The following is a 26,383-nucleotide window of genomic DNA, read 5'->3' on the forward strand; positions in this document are numbered from 1 at the left end:
CCGCGCCCTACAGGAGAACCGCCTCGCGGCGGCTCCTGGCCGCCTGCCGCGTCTCGGCCGCCGCGAGCCCGAGCACCGCGAGGAGCAGCAGCGCGGTGCCGACCGCGGTGGCCGCGGTGATCCGCTCGCCCAGCACGGACACGGCGAGTACGGCCGCGCTCACCGGCTCCAGGAGCATGATCACGGAGACGGTCGCGGCCCGGACGACCGCGGCGCCCGCGAAGTAGAGGGCGTACGCGAACGCGGTGGGCACGGCCGCCACGTACAGCAGCAGGACGAACACCCGCACCGGGTCCCCGGTGTGCGGCAGCAGGCCCTCCGAGCCCGCGAGGGGCAGCAGGCACAGGGCCGCCACGCCGAAGGCCCAGGCCGTGGTGGCCGAGGGGTCGCCGGCCCCGCCGTCGCGGCCGAGCCACCTGGTCAGCAGGGTGATGGCCGCGTATCCGGCGGCCGAGACCAGCGCGAGCAGGACCCCGGCGGGCCGGACGGTACCGCCGCCGTTGCCGATCCACAGGACCGCGAGCCCCGCGAGTGCCCCGGAGACGGCGGCTGCGCCCGCCCACCCGATCCGTTCACCCAGGGCGAGTCGGGCACCGAGCGCGATCAGGACGGGGCCCGCGCCGAGCGTCACTACGGTCGCGACCGCGAGCCCGGTGGCCTCGACCGCCGCGAAGTACGCGCTCTGGAAGACCATCAGGCCGACGCCGTTCCCGAGGATGCGCAGCAGCCTGCGAGCGCGCGGTTCGGCGATCCTGGGGGCGGGTCGGCGGCGCAGCGCCATCGCGCCGAGCAGCAGGACGAGCCCGCCGGCGCAGCGCCAGAAGGACAGGGCGAGCGGTCCGAGGTCGCTGGCCCCGAAGACCAGGGCGGCCGCGCCGCCCGCGGTGCCCCACGCGACTCCGGCGAAGGCGAGGTACAGCAGACCGCGGCCCACGGGCAGGGCGGCGGCGGGGGCCGTGGCAAGGCCCGTTGAGGAATTCGACACGTACGTACTCCGAGGATGAAGACGGCTGGCTGGTCGCTGGCGTGGAGTACGCGGGCAGCGACGAGCCGCTCGGGGACTGCCCGAGCCGGGTCTTCGTCGGGAGTGCGGCCGCCCGCGTTACGCGGCGGGAGGCGGCAGTACGGTCATCGGCACGTTCGTCACCCTAGGCGGCCGAGTGTCCGGGCGACAACTCCCCTTCGGCGGGGAGCGGTCCGCCCGCGGCGGCCGGGGGCAAGGGGGCCGAGGGCGCCTCGGGGGACTCGGGGTCCTTGGGGGCCGCCGACTGGGCGATGAACGCGCCCGTCAGGACGATGGCGCCGCCGATGATCTGCGGCGCGGAGAGGTGTTCGCCGAGCAGGACCCAGGCGAACACGGTCGCCAGCACCGCCTCCAGGCAGGCGACCACACCGGCGACCTGCGGGGAGAGCCGGCGCACCGAGATGACACCGGTGACGTAGGCGAGCACCGTGGCGATGAGCACGATCCAGCAGAGCAGCAGTACGGCGGGGACCCGGGAGCCGTCCATGTCGGCGCTGCCGGCGAGCACCGACCACTTCATGGCCCAGGGGCGGGCCACCGCGGTCAGGACGAGCGAACCGATGAGCAGCCCGTACGCGATGACGCCGATCGGGTCGGCCGCGCCCTCGCCCTCGCCGCCCTGGTCGGACAGGACGAAGTAGCCGACCTGGCAGCAGGCCGCGCCGAGCGCGAGGAGCAGTCCGACCGCGTCGAAACTGAGCCCGGACCAGACCTCGACGACACAGGCGAGTCCGCCGACGGCGAGCACCACGCCGACCGCGGCGGACCGGGTGACCTGCCTGCGCTGGACGAACCGGACCCAGCCGAGGACGAGCGCGGGCGCCAGATATTCGACGAGCAGCGCGACACCCACCGGGATGCGGGAGATCGAGGCGAAGTAGCAGGCCTGGACGCCGGCGACGGCGAGGAGTCCGAACCCGGCGAGCAGCGCGGGCCTGCGCAGCACCAGGGCCCGGTGGCGCCAGGCCACCGGGAGCATGACGAGCGCGGCGCCGGTCACCCGCAGCCACACCACGTGCAGCGGGTCGAGCCCCGCTTCGATGAGCGGCTTGGCCGCCACCCCTGAACCACCGAACGCGAAGGCCGACGCCAAGGCGAGTCCCAGGCCGACGCTTCTTCCCTGAGACGCGTGCATCGGCACATCATGACAGCCGCGGTCAGCACCTTCATCCGCGTGACACCTGTCGAGACGGCGCCCCCGCGTCAGACCGCGCCCGACGGCCCGACTCGGCCCCGGCGCAGGTCCTTCGGGCCCGCTGGTTGCCACCGCGGGCTTCACGCCTGCCGGGTCACCCCGCCCCGGCGTCGGGTCAGGCCCGGTGCATCCGGCCGTGCGAGGCGGTCGGCTGCGCGAGGCGGTCGGCGAGGGCGCCCGCGTCCACACCCGCGTGCCGCAGCACCTCGACGGCGCGGCACTCCGGATCCGCCGCGAGCGCGGCGAGCACATCGCGGCCCGCGACCGGCTCGCCGCCACGGGCCTCGGCTCGGCCGAGCGCGTACTCCATCGCCGTCAGGGCGCTGGGCGACCAGCCGGGCTGTGTCATCAGGGGCACCGCCCCCGAGTCCTCCACGGATCCCTGCCAGCGGAGCCCGTATCCGATGCTGCGCTGCACCAAATAGCCGAGGACGCGCGCCACTTGAGGGCCGTCGTCGAAGGCGGACCGCACCTCGGGGTCGCTCTCCATCAGGGAGTGCAGCAGGTGCGCGGTGTCGAGCTGGCGGTCCCCGTCGCGCAGCGCACGCCTGCGCGCGCCCGCGACCACGGAGGCCAGCTCCGCGGTGAGCCGGACTTCGATGTCTGCGGGAGGAGCCGGGTGAGCTGCTCCTGAGGTAGGACGGTGCACCATCCCACCTCATCAGCCGCCGACGCGCGGCACATCCCCGTGCGGAAGCATTTCGATCTCCCACAGAAGGTGGGCACGGATGACCGGCTTCTCCTCCTTACGGATGAGATCTCGCAAATCTCCCGCGCGAGGGGAACTCTGGACGGCGCGAGACGTACCGGCCCACGCCCCCGGCGCAACCGGTCCGCCGCGCGGGCTCGTCCTTCCCTCCGGACACAGCCGTCCCCACCCGCCCGCCGAGGGAGCGCAGATGTGCTGGATGGTCGCCCTGCTGGCCCAGGACGGACAGCAGTACGTGTACCGGGTGTACGCGCCGTGCGACGCGCTCCCGGGCGACCTGTTCTGGGCGGCGTTCCACTGCCACGACGAGTCCGCGCGGCCGCGCGCCTGCGATCTGTTCGACTCCGCCGAGATCTGGGCCTTGGAGACCCAGCAGATCTGACGGCCCAGCGGATCCGACGGTCCGACCGGTCTGACGGTCCGACCGATCTGACGGTCCGACCGATCTGACGGTTCGTCAGCCTTGAATGTTCGCCCGGCTCCGGCTACGTTCCGCGCACGTTCCCGTCACCGTTCCCTGTAGCCCCATGAAGGAGTGGTCATATGGCCGAGGTCAGCGCGGAGGCACGTATCGAGGCTCCGGCCGAGAAGGTCTGGGCACAGCTCACCGACTTCTCCTCGTACGGCGAGTGGAACGCCACGCACACCAGCTTCCCGGCGGGCGGGCCCGACAAGCTGGAGCTGGGCGCAACCTACGCGGAGAACATGAAGCTCATGGGCTTCCCGGCCGAAGTGGCCTGGACGGTGGACGAGTTCGAGGCCGGGCGGGTGTTCGGCGTCCGCGGCAAGGGCCCGATGGGCGTGAGCGTCTTCAACCGGTACACGGTCGTCCCCGACGGCGGGGCCACCACGGTGCGCATCGACGGCGAGTTCACGGGGGCCGCCGTCTCGCTCATGGCGGGCAAGCTCAAGGACTCGGCCACGGCCGCCCTCAACGAGTCGCTGCGCAAGCTCGGGGGGCTCTGCGCCTGAACCGGACGCGCGAAGCCCCGCGGCCGGTGACCGCGGGGCTTCGCCATGACGAGGTTCAGGCCTCGTCGGCAAGGATCAGATAGAGCTTCTTGCGGGCGTCGTTGATGACGGTGAGCGCCTTCTGGCGCTGGTCGGCGGAGCCGGTCTTCCAGACCTGGCCGAACGCTTCCATCAGGCCGAAGCCGGCCTGCCGGATCTCGTGCATGGCCTCCCAGTCGACTCCGCGCCCGGCGTCCTCCCAGGGAGCCTCGGCTCCCGATTCGGCTTCCGTGCGCCCGGCGTCGGTGAGCGTGAACAGCTTCTTGCCGCCCTCGCTCTCGCTGGTGATCAGACCCTCGTCCTCCAGGAGCTGGAGGGTGGGATAGACCGAGCCGGGACTGGGCTTCCAGGCCCCGCCGCTGCGCTCGCCGATCTCCTGGATCATCTCGTAGCCGTGCATCGGCCGGTCCTTGAGCAGGGCCAGGATCGACGCGCGGACATCCCCGCGCCGGGCCCTGCCCCTGGGACCACCCCGGCCGCCACGACCGCCGGGGCCACCACCCCACGGTCCCCCGCCGAAGCCGGGACCGAAAGGCCCGAAGGCGGCACGCCGCCCCTCGAAGTCGCCCCGACCGCGATGGCCGGGTCCTTGCTGTCCGTATCCATGTGAACGCATGGTTCGCTTCCTTCCATCGTTGATCTGTCGCGATGCGTCAACGATATATCGGTAGCTTTCTCTTGGCAAGCCCCCTGCGCGATGGGCGTCGTGCTGGGACGGCGGCGGCCCCTGTACCGGCTGCCACCCAGGCTGGACCGGCAACGCGTGACAGCGAAGGCTCCGGGGATCGGTGTCCCTGGGCGAGCGGCCCCTCCCGTTCCTGGTCGCCTCCCGCCCCGCGGAGGCGCACGATGGAGGGAGCGGAGCTGGAGCCGGCACAGAACGTGGCGGCCTCGAACGCCCCGGTGCGGAACGCCGGAAGGGGGTGCGACGTCATGTCCCGGTTCATGGACGTCCACCACGGGATGACGGGCATCACAGCAGATCAGTTGAAGCAGGCGCACCAGGCGGATCTCGACATCGAGGGCGAGGAAGGCGTCCACTTCGAGAAGGCCTGGGCGGACCCGAAGTCGGGCACGGTCTACTGCCTCTCCGAGGCGCCGTCGGCCGAGGCCGTACAACGCGTCCACCAGCGGGCGGGCCACCCCGCCGACGAGGTGCACGCCGTTCCCTTGGCCGTGTGACCCGGGGGCGCCGGCGGAGCGAGGCTTCCCAGGTCCTTCCGGCCGTCCACGGCCGCGGGCGGTCCAGTCGGCGCGGATTGGCCTTGGCGCACGGAATTTCCGGTCCCGTACGGTGCGGACATGCGCATCCGAATCGTCGACGCCTTCACCGACCGCCCGTTCGCCGGCAACCCCGCCGGGGTGCTGCTCCTCGACGCCTTCCCGGCCGACGCGTGGCTCCAGGACGTGGCACGCGAGGTCAACCACGCCGAGACCGCCTTCGCGCATCCGCTGCCGCCGGGCGGCGACGCGGACTGGGCGCTGCGCTGGTTCACTCCGGCCACCGAGGTCGACATGTGCGGCCACGCGACCCTGGCCGCCGCGCACGTACTGCACTCCACGGGAGCGGCGACCGGAACGGTCCGGTTCGCCGCACGCTGCGGCATCCTCACCGCGACCGCGGCGGAGGACGGCACGATCACCCTGGACTTTCCCACCTCGGACCTCGTGGCCGAGCCGGTCCCGGCCGGCCTCGCCGAGGCGCTCGGCGCCCCGGTCCGCTCCGTCCACGGCACCTCGGCCCACGTCGGCGACCTCCTGGTCGAGCTTTCCGACGAGGCGGCCGTACGCGGCCTCGCCCCCGACCTGCGGGCGCTCGGGCGCCACTCCCGGCGCGGCATCATCGCGACGGCCGCGGCCGCCGATCCGGCCTCCGGTCACGACTACGTCTCACGCTGCTTCTTCCCCAACGTCGGTATCGACGAGGACCCGGTGACGGGCAGCGCCCACACCGCACTCGCCCCGTTCTGGTCGGCGCGCCTGGGCCGCGACGAGCTGACCGGCCTCCAGGCCTCGGCCCGCTCCGGCCTCGTGCGTACCGAGGTGCGCGGCGGGCGCACCCTGCTCACCGGCCGGGCCGTCACAGTGATCGACGGCGAGCTGTTGACCGCACCCCGGCCGACCGCGCAATAAGTCACGCGCCAGGAGATCCCCACGAGATGCCGTAGCGCGGTAAGAGGCGCAGGCAATGGCCGTACGCCCCTTACCCACTGCCACTCCGGGTGCCCCACTGCCACGGCGGCACCCGCCCGCCGCCCCTCCGGCACCCACCCCCTCCGTCGCTCACATCGTCGGCAGCCAGCTCACCTTCCCCGCGAGCAGTGCGTATCCGACGAAGGCACCGATGTCGAGCAGCGCATGGGCGACGACGAGCGGGCCGACCCGCTGCCAGCGCCGGTAGAGCAGCACGAAGACCACGCCCATCACCATGTTGCCGAGGAAGCCGCCGACGCCCTGGTAGAGGTGGTACGAGCCGCGCAGCACGGAGCTCGCGACGAGCGCGGCCATCGGGGTCCACCCCAACTGGCCGAGTCTGCGCAGCAGGTACCCCACGACGACGACTTCTTCGAGCACCGCGTTCTGCAGCGCCGACAGGATCAGCACCGGGTACTTCCACCACACGCCGGGCAGCGACTCGGGGACCACGGTCAGATTGCCGCCCACCGCCCGGGCCACCAGGTAGAAGGCAAGCCCCGCGCTGCCGATCCCGGCCGCGATGAGCACCCCGCGGCCGAGGTCCGGCCACGGCCGGGTCCGGTCGAAACCGATCACCCGCAGTCCGCCGGTGCGTTCGCGCAGCAGCAGATGTGCCACGAGCGCGACCGGCACGAGCGCCGTCGCGATGCCGAAGAGCTGCCAGGCGAGATCGAGCCATGGCCGCCCGGGGGCGTACGACGTGTTGAGGTTGGCCGCCTGGTGCTTGAGGCCGCCCGGTTTGGTGAGCGATCCGATGAAGCTGATCAGCGCCGACACTCCGCTCGCACCCAGCGAGAGTGCCAGGACAAGCACGGTCTCGGACCGCAGGATTCGCGGTGAAGTCCCCTCTTCGGGAAGAGAATCAGCCACGCGCCCGGCCTCCACCTGCACACCTGCCTCCAGTTGACGAATCCCGTCCCGTCCCCGCCACCGCCCCGCTAGGGTCTCGGAAGAAATTATGAAGATCGCGCGCGACAGGCCGGGGGACGGGCGCCATTACAAGGGTGCGGTCCCCCTTTTTCCTTGTTCGGATTCAAGGAGGGGCACCACCGCCATGGGACGTCACAGCTTGCCCGACGATGCCGCGCACGGGAGCACCGGGGCCGCCGCCCCGGCATCGGGCCGACGGCGGACGGTGGCCCTGGCCACCGCGCTCGTCCTCGCCGTGGCCGGGGGGACCGCCGTCGCCGTACAGCGCGGGCTGCTGTCCTTCGGCCACTCGTGCGCCGCCACCGCCGTACGACTGGATCTGGTCGCCTCGCCCGATGTGGCGCCCGCCGTCGAGGCCGTGGCCGAGCGGGCCCGCAAGGAGAAGATCACCTCGGACGGCTCCTGCATGGACGTCCGGGTGACCGCCCGCGACTCCTACAAGGTGGCCGCCTCCTTCACCTCGCGCTCCAGACCCGACTTCGCGGTCTGGATACCCGATGCCTCGATGTGGGTGGACCGCGCGAAGGACGCCGCGGGCTCCGCGACTGTCGTCACCGCGGGCCACGTCGCGGACTCCCCCGTCGCCCTCGGTGTGGTGCCCGCGTCCGCGAAGGCGCTCGGCTGGCCGCAGAAGACGTACACCTGGGCCGAGTTGGCGACGGCCACCGCCGGTGACGACAAGGTGCGCCTCGGCGCGGCCGACCCGGCACACAGCGCCGCGGGCCTGCTCGCGCTGAGCTGCATCGGCAAGTCGGCGGGCCGGGACGCGGCGGGCAGCACCCGGACCGCAGCACTCGCGAAGGTGCTCTCACAGCGGGTCTCCGACGGTGACGGACAGGTGACGGACGCCCTGGGCACCGCCAACTCCCGTCAGACGGGCGGCAGTTCACACACCAGCGGGGCCGTGGTCCTGTCCGAGCAGGCCGCCTTCGCCTACAACGCGGGCCGCCACGCGCAGGGTACGGACCAAGGGGTGCGGCTCTTCTATCCCAAGGACGGTGCGCCGCAGCTGGACTACCCGTACACGATGGTGCGCGAGTCGGGCATGAGCACCGACGAGAGCCGGGCGGCGATGCGCTTCCTGACCCTGCTCGGTGACTCCGAGTCAGTCCAGGTCCTGGCGGGTCACGGGTTCCGGGCGCCGGGCCAGCCCGTCGCCGGTGCCGTTCCCCCGGCCGCCGGCGGCAGCTCCCCGCAGCCGTACGCGGGTACCAGCGCCGACCCGCCCTCGGCCCAGGAGCTCCAGGACGCGCTCGGGATGTGGACGATCACCGTGCAGAGCGCGCGCCTCACGACGGTCGTGGACGCCTCGGGTTCGATGGCAGCCACGGTGCCCGGATCGGGCGGCCACTCCCGGATGGACGTCACCAAGGCCTCGCTGCTCCAGGCGCTCGCGCAGTTCACCGCCGAGGACGAGATCGGTCTGTGGGACTTCGCGACCCATCTGGACGGCTCGCGCGACTACCGCCGTCTGGTGCCCACGGCCCGGCTGGGCGACCCGTCGCCCGGCGGCCGCACCCAGCGCGACAAGCTGTCCGCCGCGTTCGCCGCGCTGCAACCGGTGCCGGACGGCGCGACCGGCCTGTTCGACACGACGCTCGCCGCGTACAAGGAGGCGACCTCGACGTACGCGAGCGGCAAGTTCAACGCGGTGGTGCTGCTCACCGACGGCGCCAACGAGGACCCGGGCAGCATCTCGCGGGCCGACCTCGTCGCGCAGTTGCAGAAGCTCACCGACCCGTCGAGGCCGGTGCCGCTGATCGCCATCGCGGTCGGCCCGCAGGCCGACGAGGCCGAGGTACGGGAGATCGCCAGGGCGACCGGCGGCGCCGGTTACCAGGTGACCGACCCGGCCGACATCCAGGCCGTGATCCTCCAGGCGATCATGGCCCTCGGCCGGGCCCGGCAGCACGGCTGACGCGAGGCATCCGGTCACGCCGGGACCCCTTGCGCCGGGCCGAGCACCCGGCCCGGCGGCGGCCGGCCACGCCGGGCACCCTCAAGCCAGGCCGGGCACCTCGGCTAGCGGCGGCGCGCCTCGGGGCCCGGGAAGCCCGTCGGCCAGGTGTGCACCGGCTCGCCCTCCAGCATCAGCTCCCGGTAGCGCCGGGTGGTGGCGGCCAGCGCGGCCTCCCGGCCGAGGCCCGCCGCCAGCGCCCGGTGGTAGGTGTCGACCTGCCAGGACGACCCGTTGACCCGGCGGCGGCAGCGCTCCTCGATGATGCCGAGATAGTGGTCCCGGTCGGCCGCCTCGATGCCCCACGCGTCGAGCCCGGCCGCCGCGAGCGGCAGCAGCTCCTCGCGTACGAGCTTGATCGCGGGCACTCGGGTGACACCGCCGCCGCGCCGCGGCGCCGGCCACAGCAGCTCGGCGTCGATGCCGTAGCGGCAGGCGGCGTCGAAGTTGGAGGCCGCCGACTCGAAGGGCAGCCGCGTCCACACCGGGCGCTGCTCCTCCGCGAGGGCGCGCACCAGGCCGTAGTAGAAGGCCGCGTTGGCGAGCACGTCCACCACGGTGGGCCCGGCCGGGAGCACCCGGTTCTCCACGCGGAGGTGCGGCACACCGTCGGCGATCCCGTACACCGGGCGGTTCCAGCGGTAGATCGTGCCGTTGTGCAGCACGAGTTCCTTCAGGCCCGGCACGCCGCCGTCGGCGATGACGCGCAGCGGCTCCTCCTCGTCGCAGATGGGCAGCAGCGGCGGGAAGAACCGCAGGTTCTCCTCGAAGAGTTCATAGGCGGACGACACCCAGCGCTCCCCGAACCAGGTGCGCGGACGCACTCCCTGGGCGCGCAGCTCGGCCGGCCTGGTGTCGGTGGCCTGCTCGAACAGGGGCGGCCGCGACTCGCGCCACAGCTCGCGCCCGAACAGGAAGGGCGCGTTGGCACCCACCGCGATCTGCACGGCCGCGACGGCCTGGGCCGCGTTCCACACCGCGGCGAAGCGCGCGGGCGTCACCTGCAGATGCAACTGCACGGAGGTACAGGCGGCTTCGGGGGTGATCGACGCCGACGTGCAGACGAGCCGTTCCACCCCTTGGATGTCGAGGGTGAAATCCTCTCCGCGAGCGGCCACTATCTGATCGTTCAGCAACTGGTAGCGGTCGACGTCGGAGAGATTTCCGGAGACCAGATCGTCCTGCGTCAGGGTCGGCAGAATTCCGATCATGAGGATGCCCGCGTCGACCTCGGCGGCCTTGCGATCGGCATAGCCGAGCCCGGTGCGCAGCTCCTCGGCGAGCTGGTCGAAAACCCGGCCGCTGAGCCGGTGGGGCGCGATGTTCACTTCCAGGTTGAACATTCCGAGTTCGGTCTGGAAATCCCGGCTCGCGATCCGCTCCAGCACCTCGCCATTCATCATGCGGGGCATGCCGTCGGGGCCCGCGAGATTCAGTTCCAGCTCCAGCCCCATCAAGTTCCTGGGACGGTCGAACCGCTTCTGGGCCAGCAGCTTCCCGAGGCCCTCCAGGCACTGCTGAAGCTTGTCCCGGTAGCGGTGCCGATCGGACAGGTCGAATCCGCCTGCCACGACCTTCTCCCCCATCGAAGGGTCCCTCCTCGAATGGGCGGCCGGGACACCGGCCGCTCGCGTCATGGTCGATAATGCCCAGACTGACTGATCCATAACGCCTGCGCGCGCAGTGCCGATGGAGTAGCGTCGACGCCTGGGGCCTCCGGCACATTCAGCGGGCATACGGCAACGTGCAGTTACCGCCCACTCGTCAATGGTGAAAAACACCGACGAGAATCGGCCGACCACCGGAGGGAAATCCTTCCAGGTCGGGACCTCGCACCGGGCATTTTCCCGGGTGAAACGCCTGCCCAGGAGGACCGGATACCGACTTGCGGGCAATATCGACGACAGCTAGCTGAAACACTGCGTGAACACGTGTCGTATAAACTCCGCAAACGAGGCAGAGAGTTGGCGCCCCCGGCCATCCATCGTCGGCCCCCCTCTGACCCCGCACCGCAGACAGCGCCGTCCGCACTGCCCCCGCATCACCGTGTCTCCCGAAGTGAGAGGCGACCCACCATGCCGCTGCATGTCCCCCCGGCCCCCGCGCCCGCCCTGCGCAGCGTCCTCGCGGCACTCGGTTCCCCCACCGCCGTACGCGAGGCCCGCACCCCGGCCCTCCGCTCCACCGAAGGTCCGCTCACCCCCGAACTGCCGCTCCCGCTCCACGTCCTGGACGGGATCACCCCGGGCGGCCGGACCCCGCACACGCGCCTGGCCGGCTGGCGCTTCCTGATCAGCGACCCCGAGCATCCGGTCGCCGCAGCGGACACCCGCCTCACCCCCGACGGCTGGACCTTCTCGCACTTCTTCGAAGGCCCCTACATCGCCTCGACCCAGCTCGCCCTGCGCCAGGCCGAGCAGCTGAGCACGCACTACCAGCCCCGGCTGCTCTCGGTCCCCGAGCTGTACATGCTCACGCTGTGGCTGCACACGGACGCCGGCGCCGACGGCGCCTCGGGCACGCCGGCCCCGCACGACCTCCTGGTGCCGCTGGCACCCGCCCCGCCCGGCATCTGCGCGCACCGCCCGCTGCGCGTCAGCGAACTGCTTCCGGTCCTCACCCTGCGCCTGGCCCCCGCCCGACTGCTCGGCCAGCCCGTCTGAGACCTCCGGCAACGGCCCGGGAAAAGAAAGTGCCCCGCGACCAGTGTGGTCGCGGGGCATCGTGTGTCTATGCTGCGTACGCGCCGCCTGCGCCATACGGGCTAGCCCAGCCGGGCCACCCCGAACCACCCGAAAAGACAGGCCAGTTGAGCTGAACCGTCCGCACGGGTGATACGTCATTAAGCAGTAGGAAGCGCTGCCGCGAAATCCCTGCGGATTGACGCCCGTGGGGCAACACTGGGATCGGACCGACCGACTTACTACGGGGGGCGGCCATGAACAACGCATCGAGCCGCAGCACACTCACCACGACGCAGCGAAAGAACGCATCCATGTGCCAGCACAAGCCAGCCTGTCCGACAGCCTTCTCCGCCGACCGGGAAGCCGCGCAGCCCGTGGCACACCACCCGGAGCAGGGCTGGAGCCTGCTGTGCAACGGCGTCCTGCTCTTCGAGGACACCGGTGAGCTGCTGCCGGACGGGCAGATCATCGCCCCGCACCGGCCGCTCACGGCGGAGCAGGTGGCGACGGCCGCCTAGGCGGCCTCGTACGGGCAGTCCCGTACGGACCGGTCCCCAGCGGACTCGTCCGGTACGGACAACACAAGGGCCGGCCCGGGGAACACACCCCGAACCGGCCCTTACGCATGCGTGGGTCAGTGGTCGTACTCGTCCAGCGGCGGGCAGGAGCAGACCAGGTTGCGGTCGCCGAAGGCGCCGTCGATGCGGCGGACCGGCGGCCAGTACTTGTCGGCGGCCGACACCCCGGCCGGGAAGACGGCGTCCTCGCGGCTGTAGGCGTGGTTCCACTCGCCGCCGAGCGCGGCCGCGGTGTGCGGGGCGTTGGCCAGCGGATTGTCGTCGGCCGGCCAGACGCCGGAGGCGACCTTCTCGATCTCGCCGCGGATCGCGATCATCGTGTCGCAGAACCGGTCGATCTCGCCCAGGTCCTCGGACTCGGTGGGCTCGATCATCAGCGTGCCGGCCACCGGGAACGACATGGTCGGCGCGTGGAAGCCGTAGTCGATCAGGCGCTTGGCGATGTCGTCGACGCTGACGCCGGTCGCCTTGGAGAGCGGCCGCAGGTCCACGATGCACTCGTGCGCGACAAGACCGTTGGGGCCCGTATAGAGCACCGGGTAGTGCGGCTCCAGGCGCTTGGCGATGTAGTTCGCGGCGAGCACCGCCACCTGCGTCGCCCGCTTGAGGCCCTCGCCGCCCATGAGACGTACGTACGCCCACGAGATCGGCAGGATGCCGGCAGAGCCCCACGGGGCGGCCGAGATCGGGCCGACTCCCGTCTCGGGACCGGCGGTCGGCTGGAGCGGGTGGTTGGGCAGGTACGGGGCGAGGTGCGCGCGCACACCGACCGGGCCGACGCCGGGACCGCCGCCGCCGTGCGGGATGCAGAACGTCTTGTGCAGGTTGAGGTGCGAGACATCGCCGCCGAACTTGCCCGGCTTGGCGAGGCCCACCAGGGCGTTGAGGTTGGCGCCGTCCACGTAGACCTGGCCGCCGGCCTCGTGGACCAGGGCGCAGATGTCGGCGACGTGCTCCTCGAACACCCCGTGCGTGGACGGGTAGGTGATCATCAGCACCGAGAGCTCGTCGCGGTACTGCTCGATCTTGGCGCGCAGGTCGTCGGCGTCGACCTCGCCGTCGTCGGCGGTCTTGACGACCACGACCTTCATGCCGGCCATCACGGCGCTCGCGGCGTTGGTGCCGTGCGCGGAGGACGGGATGAGGCAGATGGTGCGCTGGGTGTCGCCGTTGGCACGGTGGTAGGCGCGCACCGCGAGCAGACCCGCGAGCTCGCCCTGCGAACCGGCGTTGGGCTGGATGGACACCGCGTCGTATCCGGTGACCTCGGCGAGGCGCTCCTCCAGCTCACGGATGAGCGTGAGGTAGCCAGCGGCCTGCTCGACCGGCGCGAAGGGGTGGATCTGCCCGAACTCGGGCCAGGTCACCGGCTCCATCTCGGTGGTCGCGTTCAGCTTCATCGTGCAGGAGCCGAGCGGGATCATGCCGCGGTCGAGCGCGTAGTCGCGGTCGGCCAGCTTGCGCAGGTAGCGCAGCATCGCGGTCTCGGAGCGGTGCTGGTGGAAGACCGGGTGGGTCAGGTACTCGTCGGTGCGCAGCAGCGCGGCCGGCAGGGTGTCGGCGGCCGTGGTGTCCAGCGCCTCCACATCGGCGTCCACCCCGAACGCGGCCCAGACGGCGGCCAGTTGGGCCCGCGTGGTGGTCTCGTCGCAGGCGAAGGAGACGGTGTCGGCGTCGACCAGGTACAGGTTGACCCCGCCCTGACGCGCGGCCTTGACGGCCTCGGCGGCCTTGCCCGGGACGCGCACGGTCAGCGTGTCGAAGTAGGCGCCGTGGGCGACGTCGACGCCGGCGGCCTTCAGGCCCTCGGCGAGGACGACGGCGTAGCGGTGGGTGCGCTGCGCGATCTGCTTCAGGCCGTCCGGGCCGTGGTAGACGGCGTACATCCCGGCCATCACGGCGAGCAGCACCTGTGCGGTGCAGATGTTGCTGGTGGCCTTCTCGCGGCGGATGTGCTGCTCGCGGGTCTGGAGGGCCAGGCGGTACGCCTTGTTGCCGTCGGCGTCGACGGACACGCCGACGAGGCGGCCCGGCAGGCTGCGGGCGAACTTCTCCTGGACCGCCATGAAACCGGCGTGCGGTCCGCCGAAGCCCATCGGGACGCCGAAGCGCTGGGTGGTGCCGACGGCGATGTCCGCGCCGAGCGAGCCCGGCGAGGCGAGCAGGGTGAGCGCCAGCAGGTCGGCGGCGACCGTGACGATCGCGCCCAGCTCGTGCGCCGCGTCGATGACCGGCTTGAGGTCGCGGACCCGGCCGGAGGCGCCCGGGTACTGGAGCAGCACGCCGAAGACGCCGCGCTCGGCGGCCTCGGCGGGGATGCCGTCGCTCAGGTCGGCGACGACGACCTCGACACCGGTCGGCTCGGCGCGGGTCTGGATCACCGCGACGGTCTGCGGCAGGGTGTCGGCGTCCACCAGGAACACCCCGCCCTTGACCTTGCCCACGCGCCGCGAGAGGGCGAGCGCCTCGGCGGCCGCGGTGCCCTCGTCGAGCAGCGAGGCGCCGGAGGTCGGCAGGCCGGTCAGCTCGGCCACCATGGTCTGGAAGTTGAGCAGCGCCTCCAGGCGGCCCTGCGAGATCTCCGGCTGGTAGGGCGTGTACGCCGTGTACCAGGCCGGGTTCTCCATGACGTTGCGCAGGATCACCGGCGGCGTGAAGGTGCCGTAGTAACCGAGGCCGATCATCGGGGCGAGCACCTGGTTGCGGTCCGCGAGCCGGCGCAGCTCGGCGAGCACCTCGGCCTCGGTCCGCGCCTCGGGCAGGCCCAGCGCCCCGGCGCTCTTGATGACCTCGGGGACGGCGGCGGCGGTCAGCTCGTCGAGCGAGCCGTAGCCGACCTGCGCGAGCATCTTGGCCTGTGCCTCGGCATCGGGCCCGATGTGGCGCTGCTCGAAGGGGATGCCACGCTCCAGCTGGCTGAGCGGAATGCGGTTGGCGGTCATTACGGAGGCCTCCTGGTCGCACGACCTGCGAGGGGCACCACGGCGCGGGTACCCGGACGGCCTCCCCCTCTGTCATCTCAACCTGAGAGCTTCACCGGGGGCGCACGGCGGCGACCCGGTTTTCACCGTCGGTGAGGAAAGGTTCCGCCCGGGCCGAAGTGCCCGTACGTCCCCCGTCCTGCTTTCCAGAGTGACCTCGTCCGTGCGGTCCGTGGGCCTGAGAGATTCCGGGGAGGATTTGCTCCTTCGGCGTCCGCCGAGAACTCGGTGAGCTCTTCGGAGGACTCTCCCGCACGGGGTCAGCAGCCGTCTGCCAGCCTACCAGCGAGGCCCGAGCTCGATTCTTTGTTCACCTGCTCAAGTGGCCAACACCCGGGATGTGCACTTTCGTAGTGCTTATGGAGCAGTTGTAACCAGTTGCGACCAATTGGAGGGACCGTGCAGACCGATATCGATCCGCGCAGCCTGATCGGCCGCAAGGCATACGACCGCAATGGGCACAAGATCGGGACGGTGGACGAGGTCTACCTGGACGACGCCACGGGCGCGCCCGAGTGGGCCGCGGTGCGCACCGGCCTGTTCAGCCGGGACGCCTTCGTCCCGCTGGAGCCCAGCACGCTGGTCGACGAGACGCTCCGCGTGCCGTACGACCGAGCCCTGATCAAGGACGCGCCGGACTTCGGCGTGGGCCGCCATCTCTCACCGGAACAGGAGCTCCAGCTCTACCACCACTACGGTCTGGACATCGCGGCCCCCGAACCCGGCCCGCCGCCCTCCGACCGGGACTTCGGCCGGCTCGCCAACGGCGAATCCTGAGCCTCCGCCACCCCGGCCTCCGCCACCCCCTCCGGCTCCGCTCCGGCCCCGCCCACGTCCCCGCCCTCCGTATCGGCCGGCTCCACCAGCGGCAGCGGCTCCGCGGGCTCAAGGCCGGGGTCGTCCACCCGGAACGTCCTCACCCGCCCGGGCCCCTTCGCCGTCGGCGTCTCGAAGCGCACGGTGACCCGCCCGACGCCGCTGCCCTGCACCCAGCCGGGCCCGTACTCGGCATGCCGTACGTCATGCCCGGCCAGCCAGCGGCGCTGCGCCGGGTCCTCGGGGGGCTGAGGCTCCGCCTCGGCCCCGGGGGCGGCCTCCTCACCCACCGGCCCTGACGGCCCTGTCGACCCCACCGGTCCCACCGGTTCCTCCACGGCCCGCACCCCCGCGGCCTGCGCGAACAGGTCCTCCTGTGTGAAGTCGGCGAGCCCGCTGACACCGACACCGAGCAGACGCACCCCGCCCGTGGTGTCCACCGCCTCCAGGAGCCGTGCGGCGGCCTCCCGGACCACGCCGGGGTCGTCGGTGGGCCCGCGCAGGGTCTCGGAGCGGGTCAGCGTGGAGAAGTCATACCGCCGGACCTTGAGCACGATGGTGCGGCCCGAGTGTCCCGACGCCCGCAGGCGCTGGACACACCGGTCGGCGAGCCGCCCCACCTCCATGGTGATCCTCAGCCGGTCGTGCAGGTCCACATCGAAGGTGTCCTCCACCGAGACCGACTTCGCGTCCCGCTCGGCCACTACGGGGCGGTCGTCGTACCCCGTCGCCATCCGGTGCAGCGAGGCGCCGTGCGACTTGCCCAGGAGTCGTACGAGCTCGTCCTCACCCGCCTCGACCAGGTCGGACACGGTGGTCATCCCGGCCCGGCGCAGATGCTCCCCGGTGGCCGGGCCCACGCCCGGCAGGATGCGCACCGACATCGGCGCGAGGAGCCGGCGCTCGGTGCCGGGCTCTATCAGCACCAGACCGTCGGGCTTGGCCTCCTCCGAGGCGATCTTGGCCAGCATCTTGGATCCGGCGAGGCCGACCGACCCGCTCAGCCCGGTGACCGCCCTGATGTCCCTGCGCAGCCGCTCCCCGGCCGCACGTGCGCCGGCCGACTCGAAGGCCACGCCCCCGGCCTCCAGGTCCACGAAGGCCTCGTCCAGACTCAGCGGCTCGACCAGCGGGGACAGCCGCCCGAGCAACTCCATCACCTGCTCGCTGACGGTGCGGTACAGCTGGAAGCGGGGCACCAGATAGGCCGCGTTGGGACAGAGCCGCCGGGCCTGCGCCATCGGCATCGCCGAGCGCACCCCGAAGCGTCTCGCCTCGTACGAGGCCGTCGAGACCACCCCGCGCGGCCCGAGACCGCCCACGACGACCGGCTTTCCGCGCAGGCTCGGCTTCGACGCCTGCTCTGCGGCGGCGAAGAAGGCATCCATGTCGAGATGCAGGATGGTCGGCGCGGCTCTCACATCACTGATGCTGCCTCACGCCACTGACAATCGGCCCCGGCGGCGCCGCCGGGGATCAGACCGCGCGGTTGCGCCGCCTGGCCAGCTCGTCGGCCGGGTTGTTGCCGACGAGGGTCTCGCCGGTGTCCACGCGTTCGCCGTGCAGCTGGGAGAGCGCGGCCTCGACATCCCGCCACACCACGCCCACGGCGATACCGAAGACGCCCTGGCCGCCCTGGAGGAGGTTCACCACCTCGTCCGGGGACGAGCACTCGTACACGGTGGCCCCGTCGCTCATCAGCGTCATCCGCTCCAGATCGCGAAAGCCGCGCTCCCGCAGGTGCTGCACGGCGGCGCGGATGTTCTGGAGGGCCACCCCGGTGTCGAGGAAACGCTTGACGATCTTCAGGACGACGACGTCCCGGAAGCTGTAGAGACGCTGGGTGCCCGAACCGTAGGCCGGACGCACACTCGGCTCGACCAGGCCGGTGCGCGCCCAGTAGTCCAGCTGTCGGTAGGTGATCCCCGCCGCCGCACACGCGGTCGGGCCCCGGTATCCGATCGTTTCGGTACACGGGTCGACCGCACTGTTGTGGAGCGGGTACGGCCCGCTCTCCCCCGAACCGAGTCCGGGAGCGCCCCCTGCCGTACCGTCGCCGCTCATACTCACGCCGACCCTCCGTCCTTGACCTGCCCACTCGACGGTAGGCAGTCACTCGGGGTGCGTCAACGATCGCCACACTCGGCACGCCGAGTGATAATCACCCTGAGAGTGGTTTCCCGTGTCTCTCTTGCGGGAAAGGCTACTCGAATGCGCCGAAACCACTCCGGCGTGCACGCGGCGCACCCAGCCACTCCGACGGCCGCCGGACCACTCGCTCGTCGGTGCTCACGCGGTTGCGCTGCACATCGACCGCTGGTGATCCCTGGCCGCTCGTGATCTTTGGCTGCTGGTGCTCACTGGCTACTGGTGATCACTGGCTGTTGGTGCCGAAGTCCTCGGGCGAGATCTGGTCGAGGAACTCACGGAACTTCTCCACCTCGTCCTCCTGCTCGTCCGGGATGGCGATTCCCGCGTCATCAAGGACCCCGTCACTGCCGTAGATCGGCGTGCCGGTGCGCAGGGCCAGCGCTATGGCGTCGGACGGCCGTGCGCTCACCTCGACCCCACTGGCAAAGACCAGCTCCGCGTAGAAGACGCCTTCGCGCAGATCAGTGATGCGGACCTCGGTCAGCTCCTGGCCCACGGCCTCAAGGACGTCCTTGAAAAGGTCGTGCGTCAGCGGCCGCTCCGGCGCCATCCCCTGCTGGGCGAAGGCGATCGCGGTCGCCTCCCCCGGACCGATCCAAATGGGGAGGTACCGATCGCCTCCCACTTCACGCAGGAGCACGATCGGTTGGTTGGAGGGCATTTCCACCCGGACACCCACGACGTCGAGCTCGTTCACACAGCAACCCTAGGACGTGCTCGGCAGGTTTGGGTAGTCGGGCACCTACAAGATCAGTGAAGCCGGACACCCAGAGCCGTCTGCACGAGCGCCGCGTGAAGCCTTACCGAGAGCGCCGCCAGCTCTTTCGTGGTGGCCTCCGCATGGGCCCTGGTCTGCGGATTCCGGTGCAATCGCAGGGGCGCCACCACTTGCTCGACCAGGCCGGCCTCACGGTCGGCCGCGGCCTTCATGGCGCGCAGATGCCGTGGTTCCAGACCGAACCTGCCCATATCCGCCACAAGGCGTGCCACATTCACCGATTCGGCGTCGAAACCACCGTCGGGGCCGGCCGTGACGAGCCCGTAGGACTCCCACTCGGCCAGCTCCGCCTCGGTGACCTCCGCGGCCGCCACGAGCTCGGCACGGCCCACCCGGGCGGCCGTGGGGCGCTCCGCCTCCGGCTCGCCCAGCCCGTCGAGGAACTCACGGGGAGCACCGCCGGACGGCAGCGAGGGCTGCTCGCCGCGCGCCAGGGCGTCCAGGTGCTCCCGGATCACCTTGAGCGGCAGATAGTGATCCCGCTGCATCCGCAGCACCTGGGCGAGCCGCTCGACGTCCTCGGGGCTGAACTTGCGGTACCCCGACGGCGTACGCCGGGGCTCCACCAGGCCCTCGGACTCCAGGAACCGGATCTTCGAGATCGTCACTTCGGGAAATTCGTCACGCAGCTGATTGAGCACGCCGCCGATACTCATCATCCGGCCGCCCGCGGTGGCGGTGCCGGATCCGGCACCGCCCGTCGGTGTCTGCACAGCTTGGACCTTCCCTGGCCGTGGCTCAGAGCGCGCGCTGGCTCGCGTAGAAGACCAGCCGGTACTTGCCGATCTGGACCTCGTCGCCGTTGGTCAGGTCGACGGAGTCGATGCGCTCTCGGTTCACATAGGTGCCGTTGAGGCTGCCGACGTCGGAGACGGTGAAACGCCCGTCGGGACCGCGCCGGAACTCCACGTGGCGGCGCGAGACCGTCACGTCGTCGAGGAAGATGTCGCTCTGCGGATGACGGCCGGCCGTGGTCAGCTCGCCGTCCAGGAGGAAGCGGCTTCCCGAGTTCGGCCCGCGGCGCACCACCAGCAGGGCGGAGCCCAGCGGCAGGGCGTCCACGGCGGCCTGCGCCTCCGGGGAGAGCGACGGCACCTGTGTCTGGCCCGTCACCTCGGCGTCGTATGCCTCAAGGCCGGAGATGGAGATGGTCGAGGTGGTCTCGGAGGCACGCTCCGGGACGACACCGGGCCGCAGCGGAGCGCCACAGTTGGAGCAGAAGCGGCTGGCCGCGGGATTGGTGTGCCCGCACCTCGTACAAACAGGCATGCCCGACATCGACGGATCCTCCTGCCGCGGCGGCACCGCGTGGGCGCTGGTGGCATACGGGTCGGAGCCAAACCCTCCACCCGAACGTGAGGTTGACGGTTCCCCGAAACCTATGCGCCCTGCACCCGCGGGGTCAACAGACGACGCGCCCGAAATGTCGCCTCCGGGACCAGCCACCTCATCGCGGAACAGCGGGCGCTCGCCGCCCTGCTCCTCCGGCTCTCCGGGGCGCTGAGCACGGTGCCTGGCGGCGCTGCCGCCGTCCTGGCGTGCGCTCTTGCCGAACAACTTCGCAAACAACTTCACGGGCGATTCCCCTTGACCGAAATAGACCCGCCCGTGGGGCAGGACGAACCCAGAATCAACACACCGGCCGACCCGGACACTCTCACAACGTCCGTATCCGCCAAACAGTTTCCACCACGCACCACTGTTACGGAGCGGCGACCCCCCGCAACGTCCTGCCCTTGTGCGGCAGCTCTCACGCATGCCCCCATCAGTGCGAGGACGACTGAGCGTAGTCAGGCCGCTTCGCCGCTCGCAAGGCGTTCACGATGATCTTCTCCGAGCGGGCCACTGTAGCCGTGGCCTGCTCCTTCTCCAGAGTCTGCACCACTCCACCAGGGATGTTGAGCGCCGGCTCCAGATCCTGCGGCCTGCCGATCACCTTGAAGACGTACGGGGCGGTGACCTTGGTTCCGTCCACCCCGATGCCGCCGGTCTCGTCGGAGAAGTACGTATTGGCCACCACGCGGACGTCATTGACCTGGATCGCCTCGGCGCCCGCCGCACGCAGCTCCTGCACCGTGTCAAGTACCTTGTCGGACTCGACGGCGCCCTTGGGGTCGCTGATCGTCAACGTGATGCCGGGGCCCTGCGCCGCGACCGTGCCGGCCAGGATGCCGAGCTGCTGCTCCTTCTCCACGGTCTGCTTGCGCGCCTCTTCCGCCTGGTTGGAGCTGGTCTCCAGCTCGGTGCGCTGGCCGTCCAGACGCTGCTTCTCGTCCTCAAGACGCTTGGTGCGGGAATCCAGTTCGTCCAGGATGCGCACCAGGTCCTCCTGGCGGGCGCCGCGCAGCGCGCTGTTGTCGCTGTTGGAGCGGACCTGGATGGCGAGCCCGAGGCCGAGGACGAAGAGCAGCAGTGCCACGATGAGCTGCGCCCGGCTGACCCGCGGCGGCCACAAGCCCGCGGCGAGCCGCTGACGCCCCGTCAATGGAGGCTTCGACTCGGCGGATTCACCCGGCGCGTCGACGGGCCGCTCCTCGCCGCCGTCACCCTGATCGGTGTTCTTTTCCACGTCGCTCATCGGCCTCAGGCCCTGAAGACGTGCCGGCGGATGGCGGCCGCGTTGGAGAAGATCCGGATGCCGAGCACCACGACCACACCGGTCGACAGCTGCGCACCGACGCCCAACTTGTCGCCCAGGAACACGATCAGCGCAGCGACCACGACGTTCGACAGGAAGGAGACCACGAAGACCTTGTCCACGAAGATGCCGTCGAGCATGGCCCGAAGTCCTCCGAAGACCGCGTCGAGCGCCGCGACCACGGCGATCGGCAGATACGGCTCGACCACCGCAGGCACCTCGGGCCGGACGAAAAGTCCGACCACGACTCCCACGACGAGGCCAAGTACGGCGATCACGATGTGCCCTTCCCTGTGGCGGCCACGCCCTTACCGGCGCCCGTGGCCATTGGTTTTGCGGTACGCACGGTCAGACTCGGCGCCGCCGGGAGACGTACGTCGCCCTCGGCCGAAATGCTGGCCCTGATCCCGTAGTTCTGCTGGAGGACATGCAGGTACTGGCCGTCCGCGCTGTCCTGGAAGTCGGTGCTCAACTTCTTGCCGTCGCCCACCGCGAGCACCGTATAGGGCGGCACCAGCGGCCTGTTGTCGACCAGTATGGCGTCGCCCGCGGCCCGGATCGCCGAAAACGATGTCAGGCGCTGCCCGTTGATGGCGATGGCCTCGGCGCCCGACTGCCACAGCCCGTTGACCACCCGCTGCATGTCACGGTCACGCACCCGGCCGGTGTCGGCGAACGTGGTGCTCTCGCGCGGTCGGCTGCCGTCGCCCTGGGCGGTCTCCTTGGCGTCGTCCACGACCAGCTTCACTCCGGGCCCGTGCACTTCGGTCGCGCCGGAGAGCAGCGCCACCAGCTCGCCCTGGTCCCCGCCGTGCTTCTCCAGCGCCTTGCGCTGCCGGTCGCCGACCTCGGTCCGCAGGCCGTCCACCTCGCTCTGCAGCTTGTCGGCGGCCTTGGTCTCCGTGTCGACCCGGTCGATCAGCTCCTGGCGCTCCTTGGCGACCACGGGCGCGGTGATACGGGCCTGGGCCGCACCGACCGTCACGACGAGGGCGGCGAGCACCAGACCGCCCGCGAGGCCCAGTTTGGCCTTCAGCGTGCGCGGCATTCCGGCTTGGCCCGCGGCCTTGCGCCGAGCGGTCGCCTCGGCGTACCCGTCGTCGAGCGCGTGGTCCATGACATTGGTCAGCAGCGACATCGACGCATCGGGACGCGGGGGCGGAGACGGCGTGCTCCGAACGGGGGGCTGCTGCGGCATGCCGCACATCGTCGCACGTCGTCGGCGCTACCACCGAATGGCCCCACCGGTGTGCCGGGCCGGGCCCGAAGACCCGGCCCGGCACACCGCTACAACGTCAGTGACCTGCGCTGTCGACCACCGCGGCCCATTCATCCAGCAGCGCCTGGGCCGACACGTCGTCCGGCCCCTCGGCCCACAAATGGGTGACGGCCTCGGCCGGGTCGGGCAGCACCATCACCCAGCGGCCGTCCGCCTCGACGACCCGCACACCGTCGGTGGTGTCCACGGAACGGTTTCCGGCGGCCTCCACCACGCGGCGCATCACCATGCCCTTGACCGCCCAGGGCGTCGGGATGTCCCGCTTGAGGACGTGTGCCTGCGGTATCCGCGCGTCGATCTGGCTGAGCGTGAGCTGCGTGCGCGCCACCAGGCCGATGAGCCGCACGAACGCGGCCGCACCGTCGAAGACGCTGCTGAACTCGGGGATGATGAACCCGCCGCGGCCATCGCCGCCGAAGATCGTGGTCTCCTCGCGGCCGACCCGTGTCAGATCGTCCGGCGAGGTCGTCGTCCACTCCACCTGCGTGCCGTGGTACGCGGCGACCTGCTCGGCGATCCTGGTGGTCGTGACGGGCAGCGCCACCCGCCCACTGCGCCGCTCGGCCGCGACCAGGTCCAGCATCACCAGCAGCGCACGGTCGTCCTCGACGATCCGGCCCCGCTCGTCGACCAGCGAGAGCCGCTCACCCACCGGGTCGAACCGCACCCCGAACGCGGCCCGCGCCGAGGCGACGATCTCCCCGAGCCGCACCAGACCGGCCCGCCGGCTCTCCGGGGACTCCGTGGGCCTCGACTCGTCGAGACCGGGGTTGATCGTCAGCGAGTCCACCTTGAGCCGGCCAAGGAGGCTGGGCAGCACCAGGCCGGCGCTGCCGTTGGAGGCGTCGACGACGACCTTCAGGCCGGCCTCCGCGATCCCGGTGGTATCCGCCTTGCGCAGCAACGAGCCGGTGTACGAGTCGAAGACACTGGAGGGGAACTGCAGGTCACCGATCTCACCCGGGAAGGCTCGCCGGTACTCCTGACGGGCGTAGACGCGGTCGAGCTTGCGCTGTCCGGCCTGGGAGAGGTCTGCGCCCCGCTCGTCGAAGAACATGATGTCTACGGAGTCGGGGACGCCCGGCGACGTACGGATCATGATCCCGCCGGCGCTGCCCCGCGCGGTCTGCTGCCGGGCGACGGGCAGCGGCACGTTCTCCAGGTCGCGTACGTCTATGGCACTGGCCTGGAGCGCCGAGATGACGGCCCGCTTCAGCGCCCGCGCACCACGGGAGTGGTCGCGCGCCGTGGTGACGGTCGACCCCTTCTTCAGCGTGGTGGCGTACGCGCCCGCGAGGCGTACGGCAAGTTCGGGCGTGATCTCGACGTTCAGGATTCCGGAGACGCCCCGGGCCCCGAAGAGATGCGCCTGGCCTCTGGATTCCCAGATCACCGAGGTGTTGACGAATGCGCCGGCCTCGATGGTCTTGAAGGGATAGACCCGGACGTTCCCCTGGACGATCGATTCCTCACCGACGAGGCATTCGTCGCCGATGACAGCGCCGTCCTCGATACGGGCGGCCCGCATGATGTCGGTGTTCTTGCCGATCACACAGCCACGCAGATTGCTGTGCTGCCCGATGTAGACGTTGTCGTGCACGACTGCCTTGTGCAGGAAGGCGCCGCTCTTGACGACCACGTTCGAGCCCACGACGGTGTGCTCACGGATTTCTACGTCCGCTTCGACCTTGGCGTAGTCACCGATGTAGAGGGGACCGCGCAGCACTGCGTCGGGGTGGACCTCGGCACCCTCGGCGACCCATACGCCGGGGGAGATCTCGAAGCCGTCGATGTCGACGTCGACCTTGCCCTCCAGCACGTCGGCCTGCGCCTTGACGTAGCTCTCGTGCGTGCCGACGTCCTCCCAGTAGCCCTCGGCGACATAGCCGTAGATCGGCTTGCCTTCCTTCATCAGCTGCGGGAAAACATCGCCGGACCAGTCGACGGACTTGTCGGCCTCGACGTAGTCGAATACCTCGGGCTCCATCACATAGATGCCCGTGTTCACCGTGTCGGAGAAGACCTGCCCCCATGTCGGCTTCTCCAGGAAGCGCTCGACCTTGCCCTCTTCGTCGACGATGGTGATGCCGAATTCGAGGGGATTGGGGACGCGGGTCAGGCACACCGTGACGAGTGCGCCCTTCTCCTTGTGGAAGTTGATGAGATCGGTCAGATCGAAATCAGTGAGGGCGTCACCGGAAATGACCAGAAAGGCATCGTCCTTGAGGGCTTCCTCGGCGTTCTTGACGCTGCCTGCGGTACCGAGGGGCTTCTCCTCATTGGCATAGGTGAGCTCCATTCCGAGCTCTTCCCCGTCACCGAAGTAGTTCCTGACGAGCGACGCCAGGAACTGCACGGTAACGACGGTTTCATTGAGCCCATGCCGCTTGAGCAGCCGCAGCACATGCTCCATGATCGGCCGGTTGACCACCGGCAGGAGCGGCTTGGGCATGCTCGAAGTCATGGGGCGAAGGCGTGTGCCCTCGCCACCAGCCATAACGACGGCCTTCATGTCGGAAACGTCCTCCTCGAAGAGACGGCGGTCTGGCCGACTTCACCCGGACGGGCAAGGCCTCTGGCGCCAGGCGCAACCGCCGACTACTCGTCGGGGCCCGCCATCGCCGAGCTAATCGGCCGCTGCGTCCGCCTTCACCAACCGGCGGACCTGAACCACATACAGGATTCCTGCCCACCAATACAGAGTTGTACCCCACCCAGCGAACGCCCATCCGAAAATCGCCGCAAGGGAGGCGAGCCACCCGTGTCCGTCGCTGAGCAGCAGCAACGGGAAGGCGTACATCAAGTTGAACGTAGCCGCCTTGCCCAAGAAGTTCACCTGGGGCGGCGGATAGCCGTGCCGGCGAAGGATTCCCACCATCACCAGAAGCATCAACTCCCGCGCGACAAGGGCAGCGGTCAGCCAAATCGGCAGGATCTCCCGCCAGGTGAGACCGACGAGCGTGGAAAGGATGTACAGCCGGTCCGCGGCGGGATCCAGCAGGCGCCCCAGATTGCTGATCTGGTTCCAGCGCCGGGCCAGCTTGCCGTCCAAGTAGTCGCTGACACCGCTCAGCGCCAACACCAGCAGGGCCCAGCCATCACTGTTCGGACCGCCGAAGACCGGGCGGAGGATCAGCCACAGGAAGAGCGGAACGCCGACCAGGCGCGCCATGCTGAGAATATTGGGGATGGTGAGCACCCGGTCCGTCTGAACGCGAGTCTCCTGGACCTCCACCCGGGGGCCTCCTGTGGGAAATGTGCCGACGATGCCCCCTGACCCTACCGTCAGCGTGGCCTCGTGCTGCACACGGGGTACGGGCCCCACTGCACCGGGCTTCACAAAATGGACCGATACTGCCACAACGCGAAAAAGCCCCGCATCAGATCCGTATTTCTACAGACCATGATGCGGGGCTTTTCCCAAAAATTGTTCGGCGGCGTCCTACTCTCCCACAG

The 26,383-nt window shown here is 70.5% G+C and carries 25 protein-coding genes and 1 riboswitch; of the genes, 8 read left to right on the plus strand and 17 right to left on the minus strand.

Annotated features, from left to right (window positions below):
• Window positions 1-7: 7 nt before the first annotated feature.
• The 3 genes from ACFYNP_RS35000 to ACFYNP_RS35010 all read right to left on the minus strand — a co-directional run bounded on the left by ACFYNP_RS35000 (window position 8) and on the right by ACFYNP_RS35010 (window position 2,871).
• The gene (locus ACFYNP_RS35000; protein ID WP_388418727.1) at window positions 8-985 is read right to left on the minus strand and encodes a DMT family transporter; all 978 of its coding nucleotides are present in this window, start codon (window positions 983-985) and stop codon (window positions 8-10) included.
• Window positions 986-1,148: 163 nt separating this feature from the next.
• On the minus strand, window positions 1,149-2,159 hold the full coding sequence (locus ACFYNP_RS35005) for a DMT family transporter (RefSeq protein ID WP_388791243.1): 1,011 nt from the start codon (window positions 2,157-2,159) through the stop codon (window positions 1,149-1,151).
• A gap of 175 nt (window positions 2,160-2,334) precedes the next feature.
• Entirely contained in the window at window positions 2,335-2,871 is a 537-nt protein-coding gene (locus ACFYNP_RS35010; protein ID WP_388418733.1) for a Clp protease N-terminal domain-containing protein, read from the minus strand.
• Window positions 2,872-3,118: 247 nt separating this feature from the next.
• On the opposite strand from ACFYNP_RS35010, the gene ACFYNP_RS35015 reads away from it, so the two are divergent.
• Both ACFYNP_RS35015 and ACFYNP_RS35020 read left to right on the plus strand, forming a co-directional pair.
• Window positions 3,119-3,310 carry a hypothetical protein gene (locus tag ACFYNP_RS35015; RefSeq protein WP_100572782.1) on the plus strand — a complete coding sequence of 64 codons (192 nt, stop codon included), beginning with the start codon at window positions 3,119-3,121 and terminating at the stop codon, window positions 3,308-3,310.
• Window positions 3,311-3,471: 161 nt separating this feature from the next.
• Complete coding sequence (locus ACFYNP_RS35020) at window positions 3,472-3,900, plus strand: SRPBCC family protein (RefSeq protein ID WP_388791246.1); 429 nt, start codon at window positions 3,472-3,474, stop codon at window positions 3,898-3,900.
• Between the two features lie 55 nt (window positions 3,901-3,955).
• On the opposite strand, the gene ACFYNP_RS35025 is transcribed toward ACFYNP_RS35020, so the two are convergent.
• Window positions 3,956-4,555, minus strand: coding sequence for a PadR family transcriptional regulator (locus ACFYNP_RS35025; RefSeq protein ID WP_388418737.1), 600 nt, complete (start codon window positions 4,553-4,555; stop codon window positions 3,956-3,958).
• A gap of 317 nt (window positions 4,556-4,872) precedes the next feature.
• Here ACFYNP_RS35025 and ACFYNP_RS35030 point away from each other — a divergent pair, with 317 nt between their 5' ends.
• Window positions 4,873-5,121, plus strand: a complete 249-nt coding sequence (locus ACFYNP_RS35030) for an SCO4226 family nickel-binding protein (RefSeq protein WP_388791248.1) — start codon at window positions 4,873-4,875, stop codon at window positions 5,119-5,121.
• A 120-nt stretch (window positions 5,122-5,241) separates the two neighbouring features.
• A complete protein-coding gene (locus tag ACFYNP_RS35035) occupies window positions 5,242-6,072 on the plus strand; it encodes a PhzF family phenazine biosynthesis protein (RefSeq protein WP_388791250.1) in 831 nt (276 codons plus the stop codon).
• A gap of 150 nt (window positions 6,073-6,222) precedes the next feature.
• Here the strand turns inward: ACFYNP_RS35035 and ACFYNP_RS35040 are convergent, their stop codons facing one another.
• Window positions 6,223-7,026 (minus strand): CPBP family intramembrane glutamic endopeptidase, encoded by an 804-nt coding sequence (locus ACFYNP_RS35040; RefSeq protein ID WP_388418748.1) that lies wholly within the window; start codon window positions 7,024-7,026, stop codon window positions 6,223-6,225.
• 163 nt (window positions 7,027-7,189) lie between these two features.
• On the opposite strand from ACFYNP_RS35040, the gene ACFYNP_RS35045 reads away from it, so the two are divergent.
• On the plus strand, window positions 7,190-8,983 hold the full coding sequence (locus ACFYNP_RS35045; RefSeq protein ID WP_388791252.1) for a substrate-binding domain-containing protein: 1,794 nt from the start codon (window positions 7,190-7,192) through the stop codon (window positions 8,981-8,983).
• Between the two features lie 104 nt (window positions 8,984-9,087).
• Here the strand turns inward: ACFYNP_RS35045 and ACFYNP_RS35050 are convergent, their stop codons facing one another.
• Window positions 9,088-10,608, minus strand: coding sequence for a glutamate--cysteine ligase (locus tag ACFYNP_RS35050; RefSeq protein WP_388418754.1), 1,521 nt, complete (start codon window positions 10,606-10,608; stop codon window positions 9,088-9,090).
• 489 nt (window positions 10,609-11,097) lie between these two features.
• Here ACFYNP_RS35050 and ACFYNP_RS35055 point away from each other — a divergent pair, with 489 nt between their 5' ends.
• The gene (locus ACFYNP_RS35055) at window positions 11,098-11,685 is read left to right on the plus strand and encodes a hypothetical protein (RefSeq protein ID WP_388418757.1); all 588 of its coding nucleotides are present in this window, start codon (window positions 11,098-11,100) and stop codon (window positions 11,683-11,685) included.
• A 332-nt stretch (window positions 11,686-12,017) separates the two neighbouring features.
• A complete protein-coding gene (locus ACFYNP_RS35060; protein ID WP_275901355.1) occupies window positions 12,018-12,224 on the plus strand; it encodes a DUF5999 family protein in 207 nt (68 codons plus the stop codon).
• A gap of 116 nt (window positions 12,225-12,340) precedes the next feature.
• Here the strand turns inward: ACFYNP_RS35060 and gcvP are convergent, their stop codons facing one another.
• Entirely contained in the window at window positions 12,341-15,226 is a 2,886-nt protein-coding gene (gene gcvP / locus ACFYNP_RS35065; RefSeq protein ID WP_388791254.1) for an aminomethyl-transferring glycine dehydrogenase, read from the minus strand.
• A 195-nt stretch (window positions 15,227-15,421) separates the two neighbouring features.
• Window positions 15,422-15,528, minus strand: a riboswitch (glycine riboswitch).
• Between the two features lie 124 nt (window positions 15,529-15,652).
• On the opposite strand from gcvP, the gene ACFYNP_RS35070 reads away from it, so the two are divergent.
• Window positions 15,653-16,042 (plus strand): PRC-barrel domain-containing protein, encoded by a 390-nt coding sequence (locus tag ACFYNP_RS35070; protein ID WP_161244386.1) that lies wholly within the window; start codon window positions 15,653-15,655, stop codon window positions 16,040-16,042.
• On the opposite strand, the gene ACFYNP_RS35075 is transcribed toward ACFYNP_RS35070, so the two are convergent.
• The 10 genes from ACFYNP_RS35075 to ACFYNP_RS35120 form a co-directional block, all read right to left on the minus strand.
• On the minus strand, window positions 15,958-17,502 hold the full coding sequence (locus ACFYNP_RS35075; protein WP_388791256.1) for a DNA polymerase IV: 1,545 nt from the start codon (window positions 17,500-17,502) through the stop codon (window positions 15,958-15,960). The two genes, ACFYNP_RS35070 and ACFYNP_RS35075, sit on opposite strands and share 85 nt — an antisense overlap.
• Before the next feature lie 55 nt (window positions 17,503-17,557).
• Window positions 17,558-18,145: a MerR family transcriptional regulator gene (locus ACFYNP_RS35080; protein WP_388418786.1), complete on the minus strand. Its 588-nt coding sequence runs from the start codon at window positions 18,143-18,145 to the stop codon at window positions 17,558-17,560.
• Window positions 18,146-18,455: 310 nt separating this feature from the next.
• The gene (locus tag ACFYNP_RS35085) at window positions 18,456-18,929 is read right to left on the minus strand and encodes a bifunctional nuclease family protein (RefSeq protein ID WP_100572767.1); all 474 of its coding nucleotides are present in this window, start codon (window positions 18,927-18,929) and stop codon (window positions 18,456-18,458) included.
• 53 nt (window positions 18,930-18,982) lie between these two features.
• Window positions 18,983-19,669, minus strand: a complete 687-nt coding sequence (locus tag ACFYNP_RS35090; protein WP_388418789.1) for a MerR family transcriptional regulator — start codon at window positions 19,667-19,669, stop codon at window positions 18,983-18,985.
• A 79-nt stretch (window positions 19,670-19,748) separates the two neighbouring features.
• Window positions 19,749-20,768 (minus strand): FHA domain-containing protein, encoded by a 1,020-nt coding sequence (locus ACFYNP_RS35095; RefSeq protein WP_388418767.1) that lies wholly within the window; start codon window positions 20,766-20,768, stop codon window positions 19,749-19,751.
• 7 nt (window positions 20,769-20,775) lie between these two features.
• Window positions 20,776-21,588 carry a DUF881 domain-containing protein gene (locus ACFYNP_RS35100; protein WP_388418769.1) on the minus strand — a complete coding sequence of 271 codons (813 nt, stop codon included), beginning with the start codon at window positions 21,586-21,588 and terminating at the stop codon, window positions 20,776-20,778.
• 5 nt (window positions 21,589-21,593) lie between these two features.
• Window positions 21,594-21,926 (minus strand): small basic family protein, encoded by a 333-nt coding sequence (locus ACFYNP_RS35105; protein ID WP_031069011.1) that lies wholly within the window; start codon window positions 21,924-21,926, stop codon window positions 21,594-21,596.
• Complete coding sequence (locus ACFYNP_RS35110) at window positions 21,923-22,855, minus strand: DUF881 domain-containing protein (RefSeq protein ID WP_388791258.1); 933 nt, start codon at window positions 22,853-22,855, stop codon at window positions 21,923-21,925. Before ACFYNP_RS35110 ends, ACFYNP_RS35105 begins: the two co-directional genes overlap by 4 nt.
• An 88-nt stretch (window positions 22,856-22,943) precedes the next feature.
• Window positions 22,944-25,439, minus strand: coding sequence for a sugar phosphate nucleotidyltransferase (locus ACFYNP_RS35115; protein ID WP_388418776.1), 2,496 nt, complete (start codon window positions 25,437-25,439; stop codon window positions 22,944-22,946).
• 114 nt (window positions 25,440-25,553) lie between these two features.
• Window positions 25,554-26,162: a CDP-alcohol phosphatidyltransferase family protein gene (locus tag ACFYNP_RS35120; protein ID WP_100572761.1), complete on the minus strand. Its 609-nt coding sequence runs from the start codon at window positions 26,160-26,162 to the stop codon at window positions 25,554-25,556.
• Between the last annotated feature and the right edge of the window lie 221 nt (window positions 26,163-26,383).

The sequence above is a fragment of the Streptomyces sp. NPDC006691 genome (genome assembly GCF_042869955.1).
Lineage (GTDB): Bacteria > Actinomycetota > Actinomycetes > Streptomycetales > Streptomycetaceae > Streptomyces.

Coding starts and splice junctions, on each gene's coding strand:
- gcvP (WP_388791254.1), bottom strand. CDS start 15,226: ATGACCGCCAACCGCATTCCGCTCAGCCAGCTGGAGCGTGGCATCCCC.
- ACFYNP_RS35030 (WP_388791248.1), top strand. CDS start 4,873: ATGTCCCGGTTCATGGACGTCCACCACGGGATGACGGGCATCACAGCA.
- ACFYNP_RS35095 (WP_388418767.1), bottom strand. CDS start 20,768: ATGCGTGAGAGCTGCCGCACAAGGGCAGGACGTTGCGGGGGGTCGCCG.
- ACFYNP_RS35045 (WP_388791252.1), top strand. CDS start 7,190: ATGGGACGTCACAGCTTGCCCGACGATGCCGCGCACGGGAGCACCGGG.
- ACFYNP_RS35015 (WP_100572782.1), top strand. CDS start 3,119: ATGTGCTGGATGGTCGCCCTGCTGGCCCAGGACGGACAGCAGTACGTG.
- ACFYNP_RS35080 (WP_388418786.1), bottom strand. CDS start 18,145: ATGAGCGGCGACGGTACGGCAGGGGGCGCTCCCGGACTCGGTTCGGGG.
- ACFYNP_RS35090 (WP_388418789.1), bottom strand. CDS start 19,669: ATGATGAGTATCGGCGGCGTGCTCAATCAGCTGCGTGACGAATTTCCC.
- ACFYNP_RS35005 (WP_388791243.1), bottom strand. CDS start 2,159: ATGCACGCGTCTCAGGGAAGAAGCGTCGGCCTGGGACTCGCCTTGGCG.
- ACFYNP_RS35010 (WP_388418733.1), bottom strand. CDS start 2,871: ATGGTGCACCGTCCTACCTCAGGAGCAGCTCACCCGGCTCCTCCCGCA.
- ACFYNP_RS35110 (WP_388791258.1), bottom strand. CDS start 22,855: ATGTGCGGCATGCCGCAGCAGCCCCCCGTTCGGAGCACGCCGTCTCCG.
- ACFYNP_RS35035 (WP_388791250.1), top strand. CDS start 5,242: ATGCGCATCCGAATCGTCGACGCCTTCACCGACCGCCCGTTCGCCGGC.
- ACFYNP_RS35055 (WP_388418757.1), top strand. CDS start 11,098: ATGCCGCTGCATGTCCCCCCGGCCCCCGCGCCCGCCCTGCGCAGCGTC.
- ACFYNP_RS35060 (WP_275901355.1), top strand. CDS start 12,018: ATGTGCCAGCACAAGCCAGCCTGTCCGACAGCCTTCTCCGCCGACCGG.
- ACFYNP_RS35025 (WP_388418737.1), bottom strand. CDS start 4,555: ATGCGTTCACATGGATACGGACAGCAAGGACCCGGCCATCGCGGTCGG.
- ACFYNP_RS35115 (WP_388418776.1), bottom strand. CDS start 25,439: ATGAAGGCCGTCGTTATGGCTGGTGGCGAGGGCACACGCCTTCGCCCC.
- ACFYNP_RS35100 (WP_388418769.1), bottom strand. CDS start 21,588: ATGAGCGACGTGGAAAAGAACACCGATCAGGGTGACGGCGGCGAGGAG.
- ACFYNP_RS35050 (WP_388418754.1), bottom strand. CDS start 10,608: ATGGGGGAGAAGGTCGTGGCAGGCGGATTCGACCTGTCCGATCGGCAC.
- ACFYNP_RS35020 (WP_388791246.1), top strand. CDS start 3,472: ATGGCCGAGGTCAGCGCGGAGGCACGTATCGAGGCTCCGGCCGAGAAG.